This is a genomic window from Algoriphagus sp. oki45, assembly GCF_036245605.1.
GTDB lineage: Bacteria > Bacteroidota > Bacteroidia > Cytophagales > Cyclobacteriaceae > Algoriphagus.
Genome location: NZ_BTPC01000002.1, coordinates 297,855 through 316,995, shown reverse-complemented (window position 1 = coordinate 316,995; position 19,141 = coordinate 297,855). Strand labels below are relative to the sequence as shown.

Below are 19,141 nucleotides of genomic sequence, written 5' to 3'. Positions count from 1 at the left end.
AATGACAGAAAGACTAGTCAAATGCCCACTTTGTAAAAGTGGGCATTTTCTTAACTATCAGGAAATCAAAGACTTTGCAGTAAGTAAAGAGGTCTTTTTGTTGAATAAATGTGCTGATTGTCAATTAATTTTCACCAACCCAAGACCAACAGAAGATGCAATAGGTCCCTATTACGATTTTCCGGATTACTACTCACATCAGACCCAAGCAAAATCCCTGACGCATTGGATTTACAATCAGGTAAAAAAGAAAAACCTGAGAGAAAAATTATCTCTAATCGAATCGCTCACGCAAGAAAAAACACTTCTCGATTACGGATGCGGCGCAGGAGATTTGATCCAGATTGCACAAAATCATGGTTGGAAAGTCTCGGGTATAGAACCCAACCCAGGAGCAAGGCAAATAGCAAATCAAAAAACAAAGAACAGGGTCAAAGAAAGTATCAAAGAGCTGAAGAAAAACAAAGAATATTCAATCATCACATTATTTCACGTATTAGAGCATATCCACGAATTAAGGAAAACAGTAAAAAAAATTTTAACCCATTTAAATTCAGAAGGTTACTTAATTATAGCTGTACCAAATCCTGAATCATGGGATGCAAAAAAATATGGCAGTCTTTGGGCAGGATGGGATGTACCTAGACATCTATATCATTTCAACCAACATTCCATCCAGCAATTCCAACAGATTTTCAATTTGAATTTGGTAGATCAAAAACCCATGAAATTTGACAGCTATTATGTTTCATTACTTTCAGAGGGTTATATAGAAGAAAAAGCATCGATGATTAAGCGTTATCTAAACGCTGTTATTTCAGGCTACCAATCAAATAAACTGGCAAAGACCCAGAACAATTATTCAAGCAACATTTATATTTTTCAGAAAAAGTGAAAAATCTAAAACCACTCATTTACCTTATTTCCATAGCAGCTATTTATTCATGTGCCAAAGTCAGTACACCTATGGGAGGGCCAGTAGATGAGGACCCTCCAAAACTTCTAGAAGCCAATCCTGCTGACCAATCCTTGAATATCAAACCAGAAGAATTAGTATTAACTTTTGATGAATACGTCCAATTAGACAATCCAAGCAAAGGAATCATCATTACCCCAAGGATAAATAAAGAAGAAGTCATATTTACTTCAAACAAAAACAAGGTAACTGTGGCTCTGAATCAGGAGTTAGAGGAAAATACGACTTATGTTTTTGATTTTCAGAAGTCTGTGGTGGATATGTCTGAAAAAAATCCTGCGGAAAACCTGAAATTGGTTTTTTCGACAACAAACTATATCGACAGCTTAAGTATTTCAGGAAACGTAAATTATATTTTTCCACCAAGTAAGGTAGACTTTAAGAATGTATTAGTAGGCATATACCCACTTAATGACACCACGGACGTTTTTACGGCCAATCCATACTACTTGAGCCAAGTGGATACAAGTGGTAATTTTAGGATCAGCAACATCAAAAATGGACTCTACCGAGCTTATGCTTGGAAAGATGATAACGGTAACCTCAAGGCAGAATTTAAAAGCGAAGAATACGACTTTTTAATTGACACTCTTCAAATCGAAAATGATATTTCTGCTGTTCAATTCAACCTATCAAAGTCAGACCTTACCCCAATAAGGATTTTAAGAACTTCAAATTTTGGAAGAAATTTTGACCTGATCCTGAACAAAAATGCAGTTCAACCTGAAATCAAGCAGGAATCGATAGGTCAAAAATACTTCATTATTGAAAGTGACAAGAGAATCAGAATTTATCCCAAAACGGTACAAGAAGACAGCATTGCATTTCCTATAGAACTCAGGGATTCCACAGGGTTCCAAATAGACACTGTGATTTATGCTAAGTTCCCAGAAACCGAGAGAAAGCCGGAAAAATTGACCATCAATGCTAATTCAGGAAAGAACTTTGTCGGAAAACTGGATATGGAACTGAAATTCAACAAACCTGTATTAACCATCAATCCCGATTCACTTTATATCAAGTATGATTCTGCCTCATTCATCAAAATAAATCCCTATGACTATTATTTCTCAGACTCTACAAAGAGGGACTTATTAAAAATCAGCTTGACAATTCCTGATTCAATATCAAAGGATATTTTCACCCTATTTGCGGCTGACTCAACATTTCAGGATGTAGAAGATCAATTCAATGAAAATGTACTTGAGGCAAATTATCGTAAGCTAAAAAGAGAAAGCTTAGCTGATGGTATATCAGGGAGAATTGAAGGTGCAAAACCTCCTTTTATTTTGCAGGTATTGGATACCAAAAACCAAATAATCAGAGAGGAATACCTCAATACCCAAGATTTTTCAATCCAACTAATCGAGCCCGGCACTTTCAAAATCCGAGTAATTGAAGATCGTAATGGAAACAGGCGATGGGATCCATCCAATATTTTTGAAAAGAGGTTGGCAGAAAGAGTCTTTTTCTTTAAAGGAGAGGACGGAAAAGATCAGATTATTATTAGAAGCGGTTGGACACTGGAAGACCAGGTAATCATTGCAAGCCCGTCAACAGGAATAGCCACAGGAAAAAACGCCGTGGACAACTGACAGATAAGCTGTGGATAAGAATGTATTTTTCCCCAGAGCAAATAATTTTATCCCTCATTCCAGCTGTCGATGTTTAAAACACGTACATTATCCACGCTAAAGTTTAAGGCTTTCCACAAGTCACTTGATAACAAAAGAGAAGGATACATATATCAACACAAATAAGGTAAAAAATATAAGTAATTGTTTTTCAATGCCATTCATGTCAATAACTCGTGGAAAACCTGTGAATCTAAGGAACCCAAGTTTCAAAATTTGTGAATTGAAAAGAATAAATCATTTATCCACAAATCCACATCCTTAATAACCTTAATAGATTTTTTTATATAAATAATTTAATAAAATTATAGCCTTGTGGATTTGTGAATAGCTTTTGTTTATCCATTTAGGATTTGGTAATATTAGGTTGTACAAACCCAAAATTGCCATCCATGGAGCTGACCCGACTCTTTGATCTGATTCCATATCAGATATCGACTTATGACAGCCAAGTCGCTTTTGCCAAAAAGGAAAATGAGGCTTGGAAAACCTATTCCGCCCGAGATTTCAAACGGATTGTTGACAATTTAGGGATGGCATTTATTGAGTCCGGGTTGAAACCGGGTGATAAAGTGGCCATTATATCTGAAAATCGTCCTGAATGGAATTTCGTCGATCTCGCCTTGCAGCAGATTGGTGCAATCTCCGTTCCGATGTATCCCACCATCACTTCCGAAGACTATCAGTACATTTTTGATCATGCTGAGGTGAAAATCATTTTTGTCGGAGACGATACGATCTATCAAAAGGCTGCAGAAGTCGCCAATGATCGAAAAATTTACTCCTTTGACAGTTTGGCCGGAGTCGAGCATTGGACTGCTTTGGAAACAAGGGGTGAAAATGGTGACCTATCCAAGTTGGAAGAACTTAAGAGCAAAGTTCAGCCGGGTGATTTGTTCACGATAATCTACACTTCAGGTACCACAGGTCGGCCAAAGGGAGTTATGTTATCCCATTCCAATGTCTTATCCAATATGCTCTCTGTAGCGGATATCATGACACCTCCTCCCGGTGTATCCAAAGTGTTGAGTTTTCTACCGCTATGCCACATCTATGAGCGGACAGCCTCTTTTTGCTTTATTTACCTTGGTTTTTCTGTTTACTATGCTGAAAGCATGGAAAAAATCGGAGAAAACCTCAAGGAGGTACAGCCCCATGTATTCAACACGGTTCCCAGACTTTTGGAAAAAGTCTATGATAAAATTGTGGCTAAAGGATACGAGCTCACAGGGATCAAAAAATCACTCTTTTTCTGGGCCTTGAATTTGGGACTTAGATATGATCCAGCTGCGGATATGGGAGGATGGTATATTTTCCAGCTGAAGCTCGCCAATAAAATTATCTTCTCGAAATGGAGGGAAGCTTTGGGTGGCAATGTGATGCAAATCAATTCGGGAGCTTCTGCACTTCAGCCTCGTTTGGCAAGAGTATTTTGGGCAGCAGGGATCAAAGTCTGCGAAGGCTATGGCCTTACCGAAACTTCTCCTGTAGTCTCCGCTTCAATCGGCAATCATGAAGAGATCAGAATCGGCTATGTAGGCAAAATCGTCAGAGACGTGCAAGTCAAAATTGCCGATGACGGAGAGATTCTAGTCAAAGGACCCAATGTCATGCAAGGATATTACAAAGAACCCCAAATGACTGCGGAAGTGATCAAGGACGGCTGGTTCCATACCGGAGATATTGGTGAACTCGACGGACAGTACCTCAAGATCACCGATCGGAAAAAAGAAATGTTCAAAACTTCCGGAGGAAAATATATTGCTCCTCAAGTGATGGAAAACAAATTCAAAGAATCTCCCATGATCGAACAGCTTATGGTAGTCGGTGACAACCGCAATTTCCCAGGGGCTTTGATTGTACCGAGTTTTGACGGAATCAAGGAATATTGTACCAGAAAAGGAATCCCATATACTTCTGATCAGGAAATGGTAGAAAAACCTGAGATACTGGAAAAATTTCAAAAAGAGGTAGATCACTACAATAAATACTTCGGCAAATGGGAGCAAATCAAGCGTTTTAAACTCCTCAAACAGCCTTGGGGAGTGGATTCCGGGGAGCTTACACCAACCATGAAGCTTAAGCGGAAAGTAATTTCAAAAATGTACGAGGACGAAATCGAAGAAATATACCGGGGTTGATCTCCGGTATTTTTTTTACCTGGAAAAAAAGACTTCAAAATTACTTTTTGATTATTGGAGTATTTTTTACCATTTATTCTGAAAAATTTCAAATTCTATAATTAAATCCAAAATTTATTAGGAAAATGGATTAAATCCAAATTATAATTTGTGATGCATGCATAACTTTTTTTCAAAATAGTATGCATGCATACAAAATTTTTCCCTAGATTAGGCATGCAAAAAATTCCTTGTCGATTTCTTTCCAAAGTGTAACAACAAGAATCACAGTTTATCTATTCAGTTGGATTTTGGACTTTTTCTTCAGCATCGGGGAGTTTTTTGGATTCAGTACCTAATTAAGAAGTAATGAAAAGAGAGGAAACGGTCGATTATCATATAAAAAGTGCATGGCATGCTATCTCCAGGATGTACAATCAGCAGGCAGCTGAAGAAGGATTCACCACTGCGATTGGATTTGTATTGATCAATATCAATTCAAAAGAAGGCACTCCAGCTACCAAAATAGCTCCGATGATAGGCCTAGAGACCCGAAGTCTGACTCGGATGCTCAAGACCATGGAAGAGAAGGGACTCATCTTTAAAAAAGCAGATCCTGTAGACAAGCGATCTGTACGCATCTACCTAACTGAAGAAGGCAAGACGAAAAAGGAAATATCGGTAAAGACGATCATGAAGTTCAATGAGCGCGTTAGAGAAGTAGTCACCGAAGAAGAACTGCAAAACTTCTTTCAGGTCTTTTCCAAAATACAATCCGTAATCGACGAAGTAAATCAAGCTGAAATCTATAAGCCCATATTTGAATTATAAACCCTTCCTGATTCAGGATTTAACTACCAAAAACCCAAAAAAATGAACAGAACCATTAAAAAAGTCGCCGTTTTAGGTTCAGGAGTGATGGGATCCAGAATAGCCTGTCACTTTGCCAATATCGGTGTGCAGGTACTTTTACTGGACATTGTTCCTTTTGAGCTTTCGGAAGAAGAGCAAAAGAAAGGATTGACCAAAGAGCATCCTGCCGTTAGGAATCGGATCGTAAACACAGCTTTGCAAAACACCTTGAAAGCAAAGCCTTCATCCATTTACGATTCCTCCTTTGTATCCAGAATTTCCACGGGAAACTTTGACGATGATCTTCCAAAAATCAAGGATTACGACTGGGTAATCGAAGTAGTCGTGGAGCGATTGGATATTAAGCAGCAGCTCTTTGAGAAAGTGGAAAAATACCGTAAACCCGGTACATTGATCACCTCCAATACTTCCGGGATCCCCATACATTTGATGTGTGAAGGCAGATCGGAAGACTTTCAGGTGAATTTTGCAGGAACTCACTTTTTCAACCCACCTAGATATTTACGCCTGCTGGAAATTATCCCAGGTCCAAAGACCAACCTCGAAATTATCGACTTCCTGATGGATTATGGAGATAGATTTTTGGGAAAAGAGACGGTTTTCTGTAAGGATACTCCAGCCTTTATTGCTAATAGAATTGGCGTATATGCCATCATCTCCGGTATGCATGCTATTGAAAAGGCTGGTTTTGGAGTCTCCGAAGTGGATAAACTGACCGGACCGGTGATCGGTAGAGCCAAATCTGCAACTTTCCGTACTATGGACGTGGTCGGATTGGATACGACAGTCAACGTTGCCAATAACCTTTATAAGGCCCTTCCTCACGATGAATCAAGAGATAAATTCAAACTTCCCAAAATCGTCGAGGTCCTCTATAACAACAAGTGGTTTGGTGACAAAACCGGCCAAGGCTACTTCAAAATGATTCGCCACAAGGATGGCTCCAAAGAATTGAAGGAGCTTGATCTGAAGACTTTTGAATACAAGGACGTAGAAAAACCCAAATTCAAAGCTTTAGAGGCATCCAAAGAGATTGAAGACCTCAAGAAACGAATCAAGTTTCTGGTCAACTTTGATGACCGAGCCGGGGAATTTTATCGGGCTTCTTTCTATGATCTGTTTAAATATTGTTCACACAGGATTCCGGAGATTTCCGATGAGCTTTATCGGATAGATCAGGCGGTCTCCGCAGGATTTGGATGGGAATTGGGACCCTTCGAGACTTGGGATGTTTTGGGTGTGAAGGAAACTGTGGAAAAAATGGAGGCTGCAGGAGAAAAAGCTGCTCCTTGGGTTCATGAAATGCTTGCTGCAGGTCATGAATCCTTCTACAAAATCGAAGGTGGCAAGAAAAAATACTATGACATTCCTTCCAAATCCTATGTGGAAATTCCGGGAATCGAAGATTTCATCATTTTAGATACGCTGAAATCTGCCGGTAAAAAAGTCTGGGGAAATCCTGGGGCCTCCATCTACGATATGGGTGATGAGGTGATCGGCTTGGAATTCCATACCAAAATGAACTCTATGGGTGCAGAAGTGATCGAAGGCATCAATACCGCGATCGGCATGGCAGAAAAGTCCTACAAAGGATTAGTTATCGGAAACGAAGGGGCCAATTTCTCTGCAGGAGCCAACCTGGCCATGCTATTCATGTTTGCAGGAGATCAGGAGTTTGATGAGATCAATATGATGATCGCTCAGTTTCAGAATACCATGATGCGGGCTAGATATTCCTCCGTTCCGGTAGTAGTCGCCCCACATAATATGGCCTTGGGAGGTGGCTGTGAATTATCTCTTCACGCTGACCATATCCAAGCTCATGCTGAGCTTTACATGGGACTTGTGGAAGTGGGAGTTGGTTTGATTCCTGCAGGCGGTGGTACTAAGGAAATGACCCGAAGATTTGCCAATGGGGTGATTGCAGGAGATGTGGAGCTCAATCAGCTTCAGGAGTATTTCATGAATATTGCTACTGCAAAAGTTTCCACCTCGGCTGAAGAAGCAAGAGGTTTGGGATACCTGAGATCAAACGACGGGATTTCGTTGAATAAAAAGCGACAGCTATCCGATGCCAAAGCGAAGGTGCTTTCCCTTCACGAATTAGGATATACACAGCCTGTTCAGCAAACAAATATCAAAGTTTTGGGAAAAACGGCCTTGGCCCTGTTTGAAGCGGGAATTACCGGGATGCGCTACGGAGCTTATATCTCTGAGCACGATGCAAAAATCGCCAGAAAACTGGCTTGGGTAATGTCAGGAGGAGACTTATCCTCACCGACGGAGGTGTCAGAGCAGTACTTGCTTGACTTAGAGCGGGAAGCTTTCCTGAGTTTGACAGGGGAGCAAAAGACCTTGGAACGAATCCACAGTATTTTGTTCAAAGGAAAACCGCTTAGAAACTAAAAAATAGTATCAAGTATCAAGACATAAGTATCAAGACATAAGTATCAAGACATTTAATCCAAAGGCTATGCACAACTTCAAGGAACTCAAAGTATGGCAAAAGGCGGTTGATCTTGCTGTAAAGATTTATACCATCACCAAATCTTTTCCTTCAGAGGAAAAGTTTGGCCTAGTTTCTCAAATGAGAAGAGCGGGCGTTTCTGTGCCATCAAATATTGCTGAAGGTTGTGCAAAAACTTCTTCGAAGTCTTTTGTGAATTCGTTGGAAGTCAGCCTTGGAGAAAGTTTTGAACTGGAGACCCAAATGATCATTTCAGAGCGAGTGGGAATACTTGATCCAGAAATTGCGAGAGAAATGGAAGCAGATCTTATGGAAGTCCAGCGGATGATTATGGGATTGAAAAACTCGATTGAGTCGAAATCTTGATACTTGATTCCAGCTACTTGATACTACAAATCAATAACCCAATTACCAATAACTAATCAAAAATGGAAGCATACATAATTAATGGATATAGATCGGCAGTAGGCAAAGCCAAAAAAGGAGGATTTCGGTTTTATCGTCCCGATGATTTGGCTGCAGATGTCATCAAACACCTGGTTGCAAATACCCCAGGTTTGGAAGCAAAAATGGTCGATGATCTGATCGTCGGAAATGCCGTGCCTGAAGCAGAACAAGGCATGCAGATGGGGAGAATGATTTCCCTTCTTGCTTTGGGAATAGACAATCCCGGGTTTGTAATGAACCGATACTGCGGTTCCGGTGTGGAAGCCATTGCTTTGGCAGTAGGTAAAATCAAAGCGGGAATGGCTGATTGCATCATTGCAGGAGGTACCGAATCCATGTCTTTGGTACCCATGATGGGCTACAAGACTGCACTTAACTGGAAGATTGCTTCTGAGACGCCCTCTTACTATCTGAGCATGGGCTTGACAGCAGAAGAATTGGCAAAGGAATATAGCATCACACGAGAAGAAGCCGATGCATTTTCGGTAAGATCTCATGAGAAAGCTTTAGCAGCTATTTCTGCAGGAAAATTCAAAGATGAAATAGTCCCTGTAGAAGTAGAAGAGACCTATCTGGATGAAAAAGGGAAAAAGAAGACCAGAAAATTTGTGGTAGATACCGATGAAGGGCCTAGACCGGGTACAACAATGGAAGCCTTGGCCAGTCTTCGTCCGGCTTTCAAAAACGGAGGTCAGGTCACTGCAGGTAATTCCTCCCAGACATCAGATGGAGCTGCATTTGTGGTGGTGATGTCTGAGCGTCTGATGAAGTCACTCGGCATAGACCCAATTGCCAGAATGATGTCTTACTCTGTAGCAGGTGTGGACCCAAGGATTATGGGTATCGGACCAAGGGAAGCTGTACCCAAAGCTTTGAAACAGGCAGGACTTACCCTGAATGATATCGACCTGATCGAGTTGAATGAGGCTTTTGCCGCTCAGGGATTGGCAGTCATGAAAGCGCTCGATATGAATCCGGACATCGTCAATGTCAACGGAGGAGCTGTAGCATTGGGTCACCCCTTGGGATGCACAGGAGCAAAACTCTCCGTTCAGCTTTTCAATGAGCTGAGAAGACAGAATAAAAAATACGGTATGGTCACCGCTTGCGTAGGCGGTGGACAGGGTGTCGCGGGTATTTACGAGCTATTGAAGTAGTATTTAAAGACATTAGACGCTAGACACAAGACGTTAGACTTTCCGACAAAAGATATGCATAACTACAAGGAGTTGAATGTTTGGAAAAGGTCGATAAAGCTTTGCGCCACTATTTATAAGCTTACAGCAAACTTTCCTATCGAGGAACGCTTCGGCCTTATTTCTCAAATGAGAAGAGCGTCTGTATCCGTTCCCTCAAATATTGCCGAAGGTGGAGGCAGGCGGAAAGACCGGGAATTTCTTCAATTTCTTGGGGTAGCCCATGGGTCTATTTGTGAATTGGAGTCCCAACTCTATGTAAGTGTGGAATTAGAGTTTGTCGATTTTGAGCAAATCGATTCCATTACTTCCGAAATAACAGAAATCCAAAAAATGCTATACGCACTAATCCAAAAATTTGAAAATCAAGCGTGACAATCTTAAGTCTTAAGTCTCACGTCTTAAATCTGAATAACATATGACCACAATTTCAAAATCCATCCAAGGAGGAGAATTCCTCATCAGGGAGACAGCCGCACAGGACGTTTTTATCCCTGAGCAGTTTACCGAAGAGCAAAAAATGATGGCTCAGGCCTGTCAGGACTTTATCGATACCGAGATCACACCGAATATCGAAGCGATTGACAGTATGAAAAACCCTGATCTCGTTCCTTCCATCTTCAAGAAGGCAGGAGACTTGGGGCTCTTGGGTGTTTCTGTCCCAGAAGAGTACGGAGGATTGGGCATGAGTTTTAACACATCCATGCTAATCGCCGATATCATCGGTGCCGCCGGTTCCTTTTCGACCACTTATGGTGCCCACACGGGAATTGGTACACTTCCGATTTTGTACTACGGATCAGAAGAGCAAAAACAGAAATATCTGCCCAAGCTGGCTACCGGAGAGTGGGCTGCTTGCTATTGCTTGACCGAGCCTGATGCAGGTTCTGATGCAAACAGTGGGAAAACCAAGGCTACTTTGACTCCTGACGGAAAGCATTACCTGATCAACGGACAGAAAATGTGGATTTCCAATGCTGGTTTTGCAGATCTCTTTATTGTTTTCGCCAAAATCGAAGACGATAAAAACCTGACTGCCTTTATAGTAGAGAAAACCTTCGGAGGCATTACCATGAATGAGGAAGAGAAGAAAATGGGAATCAAAGGCTCTTCCACACGACAAGTGTTTTTCAACGATTGCCCTGTACCTGTGGAAAACATGCTTTCCGAAAGACAAAACGGATTTAAGATTGCAGTAAATATCCTGAATATCGGCCGGGTAAAACTCGGAGCCGGGGTTTTGGGAGGAGTGCGCGCTGTGACCTCTCAGTGTATCAAGTATTCTACCGAGAGAAAGCAGTTTGGAGTCAGTATCAATACTTTCGGAGCGATCAAATCCAAATTGGCAGAGATGGCCATCCGATCCTATGTGAGTGAGTCCCTTTCCTACCGTGCAGGTCAGGATATTGAGGACCGAATGGCTGCCTTGGCTGCAGAAGGGCTTCCGGATGCTGAAGCCAAGCTGAAAGCTTTGGAGCAGTTTGCCATCGAATGCGCTATTTCCAAAATTCACGGATCCGAGGTGTTGGATTATGTAGTGGATCAGGGAGTGCAGATATACGGAGGAATGGGCTACTCAGCAGATGCACCGATGGAAAGAGCCTATCGGGATGCCCGGATTTCCAGAATCTACGAAGGAACAAACGAAATCAACCGTATGCTAATGGTGGGCATGTTGCTCAAGCGTGCGATGAAAGGTGAAATCAACCTCTTTGAGCCTGCTATGGCGGTAGCTTCCGAGTTGACATCTGTGCCTTCTTTTGAGACGGTTGATGCTTCGGAGCTTTTCGCAGTGGAAAAAGACATGCTGAAAAAACTGAAGAAAGTCTTCCTTATGGTAGGAGGCAAAGCTGCTATGGCTCTTCAGGATCGAATCGAAGACGAGCAGGAGATTATGATGAATCTTGCCGATGTGATGATCGAGATTTATGCTGCCGAATCAGGGATTCTACGAACTGAAAAATTGGTAGGAATCCAGGGAGAAGCTGCCTGTGCCCATCAGATTGCTATGTCTAAGGTATATCTCTATGAAGCCGTGGATAAAATCGAGGCCGCAGCGAAGGAAGCCATCGTTTCCTTTACCAAAGGGGACGAGCAAAAAGTCCTTTTGATGGGATTGAAGCGCTACACCAAGCCTGATTTTATCAATACCAAAGAACTGAGAAGATCGATTGCAGACTATATGATCGAACAAGGAAAGTATCCTTTCTAAGGAGAGTTTTTTCCTATCAAGCCCTCTGTTTTTTCAAAGCAGGGGGCTTTTTTTCGGAATCCATTGCGGAAAAAATCCGGAATTTTAAGCCTTATTTCTTCCCATTTATTTTTTCAATCTGCCGAAAAGCCCAATTTAGTAGGGATGAAATATGGTTTAGCACTTGCAGCACTTTCAGGATGGCTCATGTTTTCCTGCAGCCAGCCGACTCAGCAGCCCGGCTCGGACATCTCTACCGACGGGGCTCAGATTTTGAAAGGGAAAAAGCTGTTTGAGCAGCACTGCTCGACATGCCACAATTTCAACCAAGACGCCATAGGCCCCAATCTAAGTGGCCTTACTCGACAGGTAGAATCTGCCTGGATCAAGTCTTTTATCAAAAACTCAGCAGCCCTAATCGAAGCTCAGGATGAGCGTGCTTTGAGCGTGTTGGCCAAATACAAATCCCCAATGCCGGCATTCCCTGACTTTTCCGATCAAGACCTCGATGACTTGCTCAGCTACCTCCATACCTTCGAGACACTTCCTTTGGAAATAGTCGGAGATACCACCTCCAACCTGATCCCTGAGAGAATTCAAGACTCCGGGATTCGTTTGGAAGTGGAGTTTTTCGCTCAGCTTCCTCCTACCGATTCAGTTTCCCCATTGGCAAAAATGACCAAAATGGAAGCCATTCCCGGAGGCGAAAGACTTTTCATCAACGATCAGCGAATTGGCCTTTATGAAATAGAAAATCAAATTCCCCGTCTTTATCTCAATCTTCTCGAGAACCGACCTGCTATGGTCAGTAAACCTGGATGGGCCACTGGCGTGGGAAGTTTTGCTTTTCACCCGGACTTCGAAAGCAATGGGCTTTTTTACACTTCTCATACCGAACCAGGAGGTACAGCGCCTTCTGATTTTGGATTTACAGACAGTCTGAAGGTATTTATGCAGTGGGTGCTTACCGAGTGGAAAGCCGATAATCCCCAAGCCAAAATATTCCAAGGTTCAAGCAGGGAAATCCTCCGCATCGACAATGCCTCTCAAGCTCACGGGATGCAGGAACTCACTTTCAATCCCAATTCCAAAAAAGGGGATCCGGATTACGGCTTGCTTTACGTAGGATTTGGTGATGGAGGTACTGCCGAAAAGCGTTTTCCGGAAATTTCCAATCATAAGGGAAGTGGTGTTTACGGCAGTATTCTTCGTATTGACCCTTTAGGAAAAGATGGAATCAATGGTCAATATGGCATTCCAAAAATCAATCCCTTTGCCGAACAGAAAGGTAATGCAGGGGAAATTGTGGCTTATGGCTTCCGTAATCCAAATCGAGTCTTTTGGGATGAAAAGGGAAACCTGCATGCCACCGATATCGGGCAGCATAGCATCGAAGAGATCAACCGAATCGAGCCGGGCAAGTTTTATGGATGGCCGATTCGAGAAGGGACTTTTACCATCAATCCTTTTGGAAGCTTCCGGTCTCTCTATCCTTTGCCTGCAGATGATGAGAAATATGGTGTGAGCTATCCTTTGATTCAATTGGAGCACGATGAGACAGTAGCCATCATCGGTGGATATACCCTACCCTATGGTCCCCTTGAGGGCAAGTTTGTCTTTGGAGATATTCCCTCAGGAAGGCTGTTTTTTGCAGATTTGAGTAAAAGTCCAAATCCATTGGTCCAAACTTGGGGAGTAATCCACGAAGGAAAAGAAGTGAATCTCAAAGAGCTTTTCAATACCAGCAGGGTTGATCTGAAATTTGGGCAGGATCATTCAGGATTGGTCTACATCATGTCCAAGGCGGAAGGAAAAATCTACAGAATCAAAAGAAACTGACTGGGAGAGTTCCTACCCATTTAGAATCATATCAGCTGCTTTTTCCCCGATCATGATCACTGCTGCATTGGTATTTCCAGCCACTATTCGAGGCATAATGGAGGCATCTGCTACCCGAAGGCCTTCGATTCCTTTTACCCGAAGTTTTTCATCGACTACCGCGTCTACATCCTGCCCCATCTTGCAGGTGCCTACCGGATGATAGATGGTCTCGACCCATTCACGGATGTGATTTGCTAGTCCTTCCTCATCTTCAGGGTCCAAAGAATAGACCAATCGGCTCAAAAAGGGCTTGAAAGCATTTGTGTCCAGGATTTCCAAAGCTTTTTTAGCTCCTTTGACCAAGCTCTTAAGATCCTCATCTTCTGAGAGAAAATTGGGCTGGATGAGCGGAGCATCCTGAGCATTGCCGGACCGAATACCTACAAAGCCCTTACTTTTTGGTTTCAAAAGACTGGGCAAAAGAGTAAACCCATCCTGATGTGGGTATGTGTTCAGGTCGTACATGTCGGAATTTCTGTCATTTCCTAGCTGGATTGGCGCAAAATGAATTTGAAAATCAACAGGTTTTTTCGGCTTGATAGAATAGAAGGCTACCGCTTCCAAAGGACTGCATGTCAACACTCCTTGATGGGTAATGCCGTAATGGACCAGATTTTTGAGTTGATTGAATGGGGAAAGCTCATGGTTGAAGCCTTTTTGAACACTGGAAAGCGCAGAAATGGGAAAGAACAAATGGTCCTGAAGGTTTTGCCCTACCCCTGAAAGAGACTTTTTGAGTTCTAGCCCATGTTTTTTCAGTTTTTCCTTTTCTCCTATTCCCGAAAGCATCAGTAGCTGAGGGGACTGAAAAGCTCCGGCTGAAAGAATTACTTCTTTTTTGGCAAAAACCTGGCTTACTGCAGACTTTCCCGAGACATACTCCACTCCTACCGCCCGGTCTTTTTGGATCAGAATCTTTTGGACAGCAGAGCGGGTGAAAACCTGGAGGTTTTTCCTGTGCAAAACAGGTCTTAAAAATGCAGCGGCAGTACTATGTCTTCTCCCATTTTGAATGGTAAACTGGAAAAAACCTGCTCCCTCCTGCCTTTCCCCATTGTAGTCCTCGTTTTTGGTTAGGCCGATTTCTGTACAGGACTCCACAAAAGCTTGAGCAAAAGGGGTTTGAAAATTTTTGGCAAAAGTCACATTCAGAGGGCCTCCTTGACCGTGATACCTGTTGGTGATATCCTCGTTGTGTTCTGATTTTTTAAAGAATGGCAAAACCGATTCGTAGTCCCAACCACTATTGCCCAAAGCTGCCCATTCGTCAAAATCTGCCCTATTCCCACGGACATAGGCCATGGCATTAGTCGAGCTTGACCCTCCCAAGACTTTTCCTCTGGGCAAGTAGAGTTTTCGGTTGTTGACAAACGACTGGGATTCTGTCCAAAACCCCCAATCTACCTCTGATCGGTGCAGCTTGGCATAACCTCCGGGAATTCCTATTTCCATTTTTTTATCCGGACCGCCTGCCTCAATCAGTAGGACGGAATTGCCGGGGTCTTCAGAAAGGCGGTTGGCTAAGACACAGCCTGCCGAACCAGCGCCAATGATGATATAATCAAAGGTTTGGGGAGATGCCATGGGGATATTTTGGGTGAGACTTGGCATAATTTAAATCATTTCAGGACACAAAAAAACCCGGATCATCAGTCCGGGTTTCCATTTTTTAACTCAATTCAATACATCAACTGGTAGTATTCTTTGGCCATGCGATTACTTTCAAATTCATGGCGAACATCATGCATTCCATCTTGGATGATATCTCTCCACTTTCGCTTGTTGCTGTAGTAGAGTGGGAGAATTTCCTCCTGCAGGATTTCATAGAGGTGATCCAGATCCCACTTATCCTGGTCCTGAATGCTCAGATTATGGTAATCTGCCTGTGGGATTATGAAGCAGTTTTCTCCATGACGGGCAAATTCACAAATCCATCCGTCATAAGTGCTGAAATTGATGGATCCATTCATGGAAGCGGTCATTCCTGAAGTACCGGAAGCTTCCCGGGGAACCCGAGGGTTGTTTAGCCAGATATCCGATGCCTGCTTGAGTCGCTTGCTAAGTGCTAGTTCGTAATCCACGCAGACTGCGACATTTTTAAATCGTTTGCTGAGATGGACTAGGGAATTGAAAACAGAAATAGCCCCATAATCCATAGGATAGGGCTTTCCTGCCCAAATTATCTGGATAGGGTGTTGTGTATTTGCCACTAGATCCTCGAAGCGCTTCATATCATGGGTGATTAAATCGGGACGCTTGTAGGCAGCAAATCGCCTCGCCCAAACAATGGTGAGCACATCCGGATCGAAGAGCTTGCCGGTCTGATCTGCTACTATTTCAAAGGCTCTCTTTTTCAGATATCGCTTTCGGTCATCAAATCCGTCGTTGTCGCCTTCTTCCATAAACCGGTAGAGCTGCTTGTCTGCCCAATAGTTCCAGTTTTGGGCATTGGTGATGGCTTTGATTTCCGGGACGTCGGCATATCCACCCCACATTCTTCTGCTGACTTCTCCGTGAAGTTGGCTTACGCCATTTGCTTCTCTGGCAAATCGCAGAGCGGCCAAACTATGGTTGAAGACCGTTCCGTCGATTCCGGTAAGTTTTTGCACTTCCTGAATGGGGTGTCCGTAGAAGAAGCTCATTTTGTCCAAAAGGAAATAATCGTGCTTCTCATTTCCGGCTTCTTCAGGAGTATGGGTGGTGAATACCAGTCGTTTTTTCACTTCTTCCTTGCTTCCGAACTTCTTTAGCAAATGGAAGACACTGCTCAGTCCATGCGCTTCATTGAGGTGATAGACATCCGGATTGAAGTTGAGTTCATCCAGAAGTTTGGCTCCGCCAAGTCCCAATATCATCATTTGGGCAATTTTTGCTGCGGTATCCGAATCATACAATTTATGGGTGATCGTTTGACTTAGGTAGTCATTTTCTGGCAAATCGGTACTGAGCAAGAAAAGGGGCGCGGATTTAAATGTAGTTGGAGGCAAATACCAAGCCTTTACCCATACGGGCTGATTATGAACCGGAACAGTGAACTTAATTCCTGTATCTTCCAAAAAGCTGTAGGTTTTCTCATACCAGTCCGCCTTGAGTGTTTGATCATGGTGGCGGCTTTGGTCGTAGTATCCGTATTTCCAAAGAATCCCGATTCCGATCAGGTTTTGCTTCAGCTCATAGGCACTTCTCAGGTGCGAACCTGAAAGAAATCCCAATCCACCGCTGTAGATTTTGAGCGGCTGATGGATGGCAAACTCCATGGAGAAATAAGCCACCGACTTGGAGTATTCAGGGGCTGGGGAATAGGGAATTTTATAGTTTCTGAAATCTATGGATTGCATAGTAGTTAATATTTAGGCCTTGAAGATAAGGATTATGGACTATCCGTGAAGCGAAGAAAAGTGAATTAACATAAATTCTATTGCCCAAATTGATCAGCAAAGTAGAGATAAAAAATCCCGGCAAGATGAATCTAAATCAGTCTAGCCGGGAAATATAAAACTTTGTCTCGAAGGGAAAATTAACTTAAGGCTTTTCTCGCCTCCCGATCAGGATCATTTTTTACTTCACTCACGTCATTTAGGACCATGGTTTCTCCATTTGCTTCTGAAAACTTTGGCCATTCGGGAAGTGTGCCGGCATTCGGATTTCCGGTTTTCATGAATGCCAAAAGGGAAGCAGACATTTTTTCGGAAAGCATCCTAGGTCTTTTGCCACCGCCGGTATGGGTATACATCCGATCGGTATTGTCGTACCAAAAGCAGATATCAATGCAATGGAAAGCCCTCATGCGGCCATTGTAGAGATTGGGTTCCCAGCCAAACCAAGCCATGTAAACCGGGGCTTTTTGTTTCGCTTTTGCATTCCCACAGGCTACCGCATTCGCACGATTTGAAGCGGCTAGGGTCATGATTTCGGCAGGTTTTTTCCCGGGGAAATTGGCTGCATAAGCCCGATACACCTCCCCTGCTTTTTCTCCAAATCGCTGCTTCATCGCTTCAATAATTTCGGCTTCTCCGGCATTGTCCAGCTGGGGATTGGTGCGGGTAGCTCCCCATTCGTGGAAAGTGGTGCAAATCATCAGAGGCATTTCGGCCGTGTGGTCGTTGGGGTTGGAGAAAAACTCCCCTTTTGGCACATGGACTCCATCAGCCACCGGGCCAAATCCTCCCCGGAAACCAGGCTGAGGAAACTCCTTTCTCATCCGGTCCAAGGCCTTGTTGGCGATGTCGATGTATTCTCTCCAGGGAATATCCTGAAGCTTATCCACTTCATTTGGGGATAAGCCTGCCGCTTCGACCACATATTGACCCAATTTTCGGCTGTACTCTTGATCGTTTGCCCGCAGCATACTGCCACTGAGAGCAACCCCTTTGTGCACAAGTCTTTTTGCCGCCGGCATAGACATGGTGCAGGTGACTTTTGCTCCTCCGCCAGACTGTCCCATGATGGTGACATTTCCCGGATCACCTCCGAAATTGGCGATATTGTCTCTCACCCATTCCAATGAAGCAATGATGTCCAGTTGGCTGACATTTCCTGAAGCCGAATATTTGGCTCCTCCTACGCCTGACAGGTCTGTAAATCCGATTGGACCCAAGCGGTGATTGATTGAGACAAATACCACATCCTTTCTCTTGGCAAAGTTTTCTCCATGATAGCCATCTTGCTCGATTCCATTTCCATTGGTAAAACCTCCCCCATGCAGCCAAACCATAACGGGTCTTTTTTTCCCATCGGCAAGGCCATTCGTCCAAACGTTTAGCTTGAGACAATCCTCACTGACATCGTCGTAGTTCCAATGATCAGCAAAGGAATAATGAACATTTGCGTATCGATTGTCCATGATCTGGGGAGCTGTATTTCCCCACCAAATAGTATCCTTGATGCCTTCCCATTTGGCTGGTTTTTGGGGCGGCATAAATCGGTTTTTGCCGGAAGTGTCTGCTCCATAAGGTACGCCCAAAAAAGTATAGACCCCATTTAGCTGATAGCCCCGGATTTTTCCATAAACCGTATTTGCTACTGCAATGTCGTCCCCAATGTGGAGGTATTGCTCATCATCTGCCTCGGAGTGGGATTCCTGCAGGGGTTGGGCTTGGCTGGCAAAGGGAACGGCGGCAATGCCTGCTGTACCCAGTCCGATTTTCTGTAAAAAATCACGTCGGTTATTTTTCATGGTTTGATAGGGTTTGGTGTCAATTTCTATTGTCTCAATTTGTGTGAATAGGAGAAAAAATCCTAATTCTCTGAATGATTTTCTTTTAGATGCATTAAATGGGGATGGTCGGATATCACAAAATGTGGAAGCTGGTCAAATATTCGAGTAATCCACTTTCAATTTTTCCTAAATTCCAAC

Annotated in this window: 13 protein-coding genes; 10 read left to right on the top strand and 3 right to left on the bottom strand. The window is 43.2% G+C overall.

The features are described from left to right. The first annotated feature begins 1 nt into the window (after nucleotide 1). The 10 genes from AAA942_RS10825 (at nucleotide 2) to AAA942_RS10780 (ending at nucleotide 13,743) form a co-directional block, all read left to right on the top strand. The gene (locus tag AAA942_RS10825) at nucleotides 2-895 is read left to right on the top strand and encodes a class I SAM-dependent methyltransferase (RefSeq protein WP_338220288.1); all 894 of its coding nucleotides are present in this window, start codon (nucleotides 2-4) and stop codon (nucleotides 893-895) included. A gap of 71 nt (nucleotides 896-966) precedes the next feature. Next, entirely contained in the window at nucleotides 967-2,571 is a 1,605-nt protein-coding gene (locus AAA942_RS10820) for an Ig-like domain-containing domain (RefSeq protein WP_338220893.1), read from the top strand. A gap of 431 nt (nucleotides 2,572-3,002) precedes the next feature. Further along, nucleotides 3,003-4,751, top strand: a complete 1,749-nt coding sequence (locus AAA942_RS10815) for an AMP-dependent synthetase/ligase (RefSeq protein WP_338220287.1) — start codon at nucleotides 3,003-3,005, stop codon at nucleotides 4,749-4,751. A gap of 348 nt (nucleotides 4,752-5,099) precedes the next feature. Next, the gene (locus AAA942_RS10810) at nucleotides 5,100-5,561 is read left to right on the top strand and encodes a MarR family winged helix-turn-helix transcriptional regulator (protein WP_338220286.1); all 462 of its coding nucleotides are present in this window, start codon (nucleotides 5,100-5,102) and stop codon (nucleotides 5,559-5,561) included. Nucleotides 5,562-5,603: 42 nt separating this feature from the next. Beyond that, nucleotides 5,604-8,009, top strand: coding sequence for a 3-hydroxyacyl-CoA dehydrogenase/enoyl-CoA hydratase family protein (locus AAA942_RS10805; protein WP_338220285.1), 2,406 nt, complete (start codon nucleotides 5,604-5,606; stop codon nucleotides 8,007-8,009). 67 nt (nucleotides 8,010-8,076) lie between these two features. Beyond that, nucleotides 8,077-8,436, top strand: a complete 360-nt coding sequence (locus AAA942_RS10800; protein WP_338220284.1) for a four helix bundle protein — start codon at nucleotides 8,077-8,079, stop codon at nucleotides 8,434-8,436. Between the two features lie 62 nt (nucleotides 8,437-8,498). After that, nucleotides 8,499-9,674, top strand: a complete 1,176-nt coding sequence (locus AAA942_RS10795) for a thiolase family protein (protein ID WP_338220283.1) — start codon at nucleotides 8,499-8,501, stop codon at nucleotides 9,672-9,674. A 54-nt stretch (nucleotides 9,675-9,728) separates the two neighbouring features. Further along, nucleotides 9,729-10,088, top strand: a complete 360-nt coding sequence (locus AAA942_RS10790; RefSeq protein ID WP_338220282.1) for a four helix bundle protein — start codon at nucleotides 9,729-9,731, stop codon at nucleotides 10,086-10,088. Nucleotides 10,089-10,131: 43 nt separating this feature from the next. Next, on the top strand, nucleotides 10,132-11,925 hold the full coding sequence (locus tag AAA942_RS10785) for an acyl-CoA dehydrogenase family protein (protein WP_338220281.1): 1,794 nt from the start codon (nucleotides 10,132-10,134) through the stop codon (nucleotides 11,923-11,925). 144 nt (nucleotides 11,926-12,069) lie between these two features. Beyond that, nucleotides 12,070-13,743: a PQQ-dependent sugar dehydrogenase gene (locus AAA942_RS10780; RefSeq protein ID WP_338220280.1), complete on the top strand. Its 1,674-nt coding sequence runs from the start codon at nucleotides 12,070-12,072 to the stop codon at nucleotides 13,741-13,743. Nucleotides 13,744-13,755: 12 nt separating this feature from the next. Here AAA942_RS10780 and AAA942_RS10775 read toward each other — a convergent pair whose 3' ends face one another. The 3 genes from AAA942_RS10775 to AAA942_RS10765 all read right to left on the bottom strand — a co-directional run bounded on the left by AAA942_RS10775 (nucleotide 13,756) and on the right by AAA942_RS10765 (nucleotide 18,961). Beyond that, on the bottom strand, nucleotides 13,756-15,396 hold the full coding sequence (locus tag AAA942_RS10775) for a GMC family oxidoreductase (RefSeq protein ID WP_338220279.1): 1,641 nt from the start codon (nucleotides 15,394-15,396) through the stop codon (nucleotides 13,756-13,758). Between the two features lie 68 nt (nucleotides 15,397-15,464). After that, on the bottom strand, nucleotides 15,465-17,123 hold the full coding sequence (glgP, locus tag AAA942_RS10770) for an alpha-glucan family phosphorylase (protein WP_338220278.1): 1,659 nt from the start codon (nucleotides 17,121-17,123) through the stop codon (nucleotides 15,465-15,467). A gap of 179 nt (nucleotides 17,124-17,302) precedes the next feature. Further along, entirely contained in the window at nucleotides 17,303-18,961 is a 1,659-nt protein-coding gene (locus AAA942_RS10765) for a carboxylesterase/lipase family protein (RefSeq protein WP_338220276.1), read from the bottom strand. Nucleotides 18,962-19,141 lie beyond the last annotated feature (180 nt).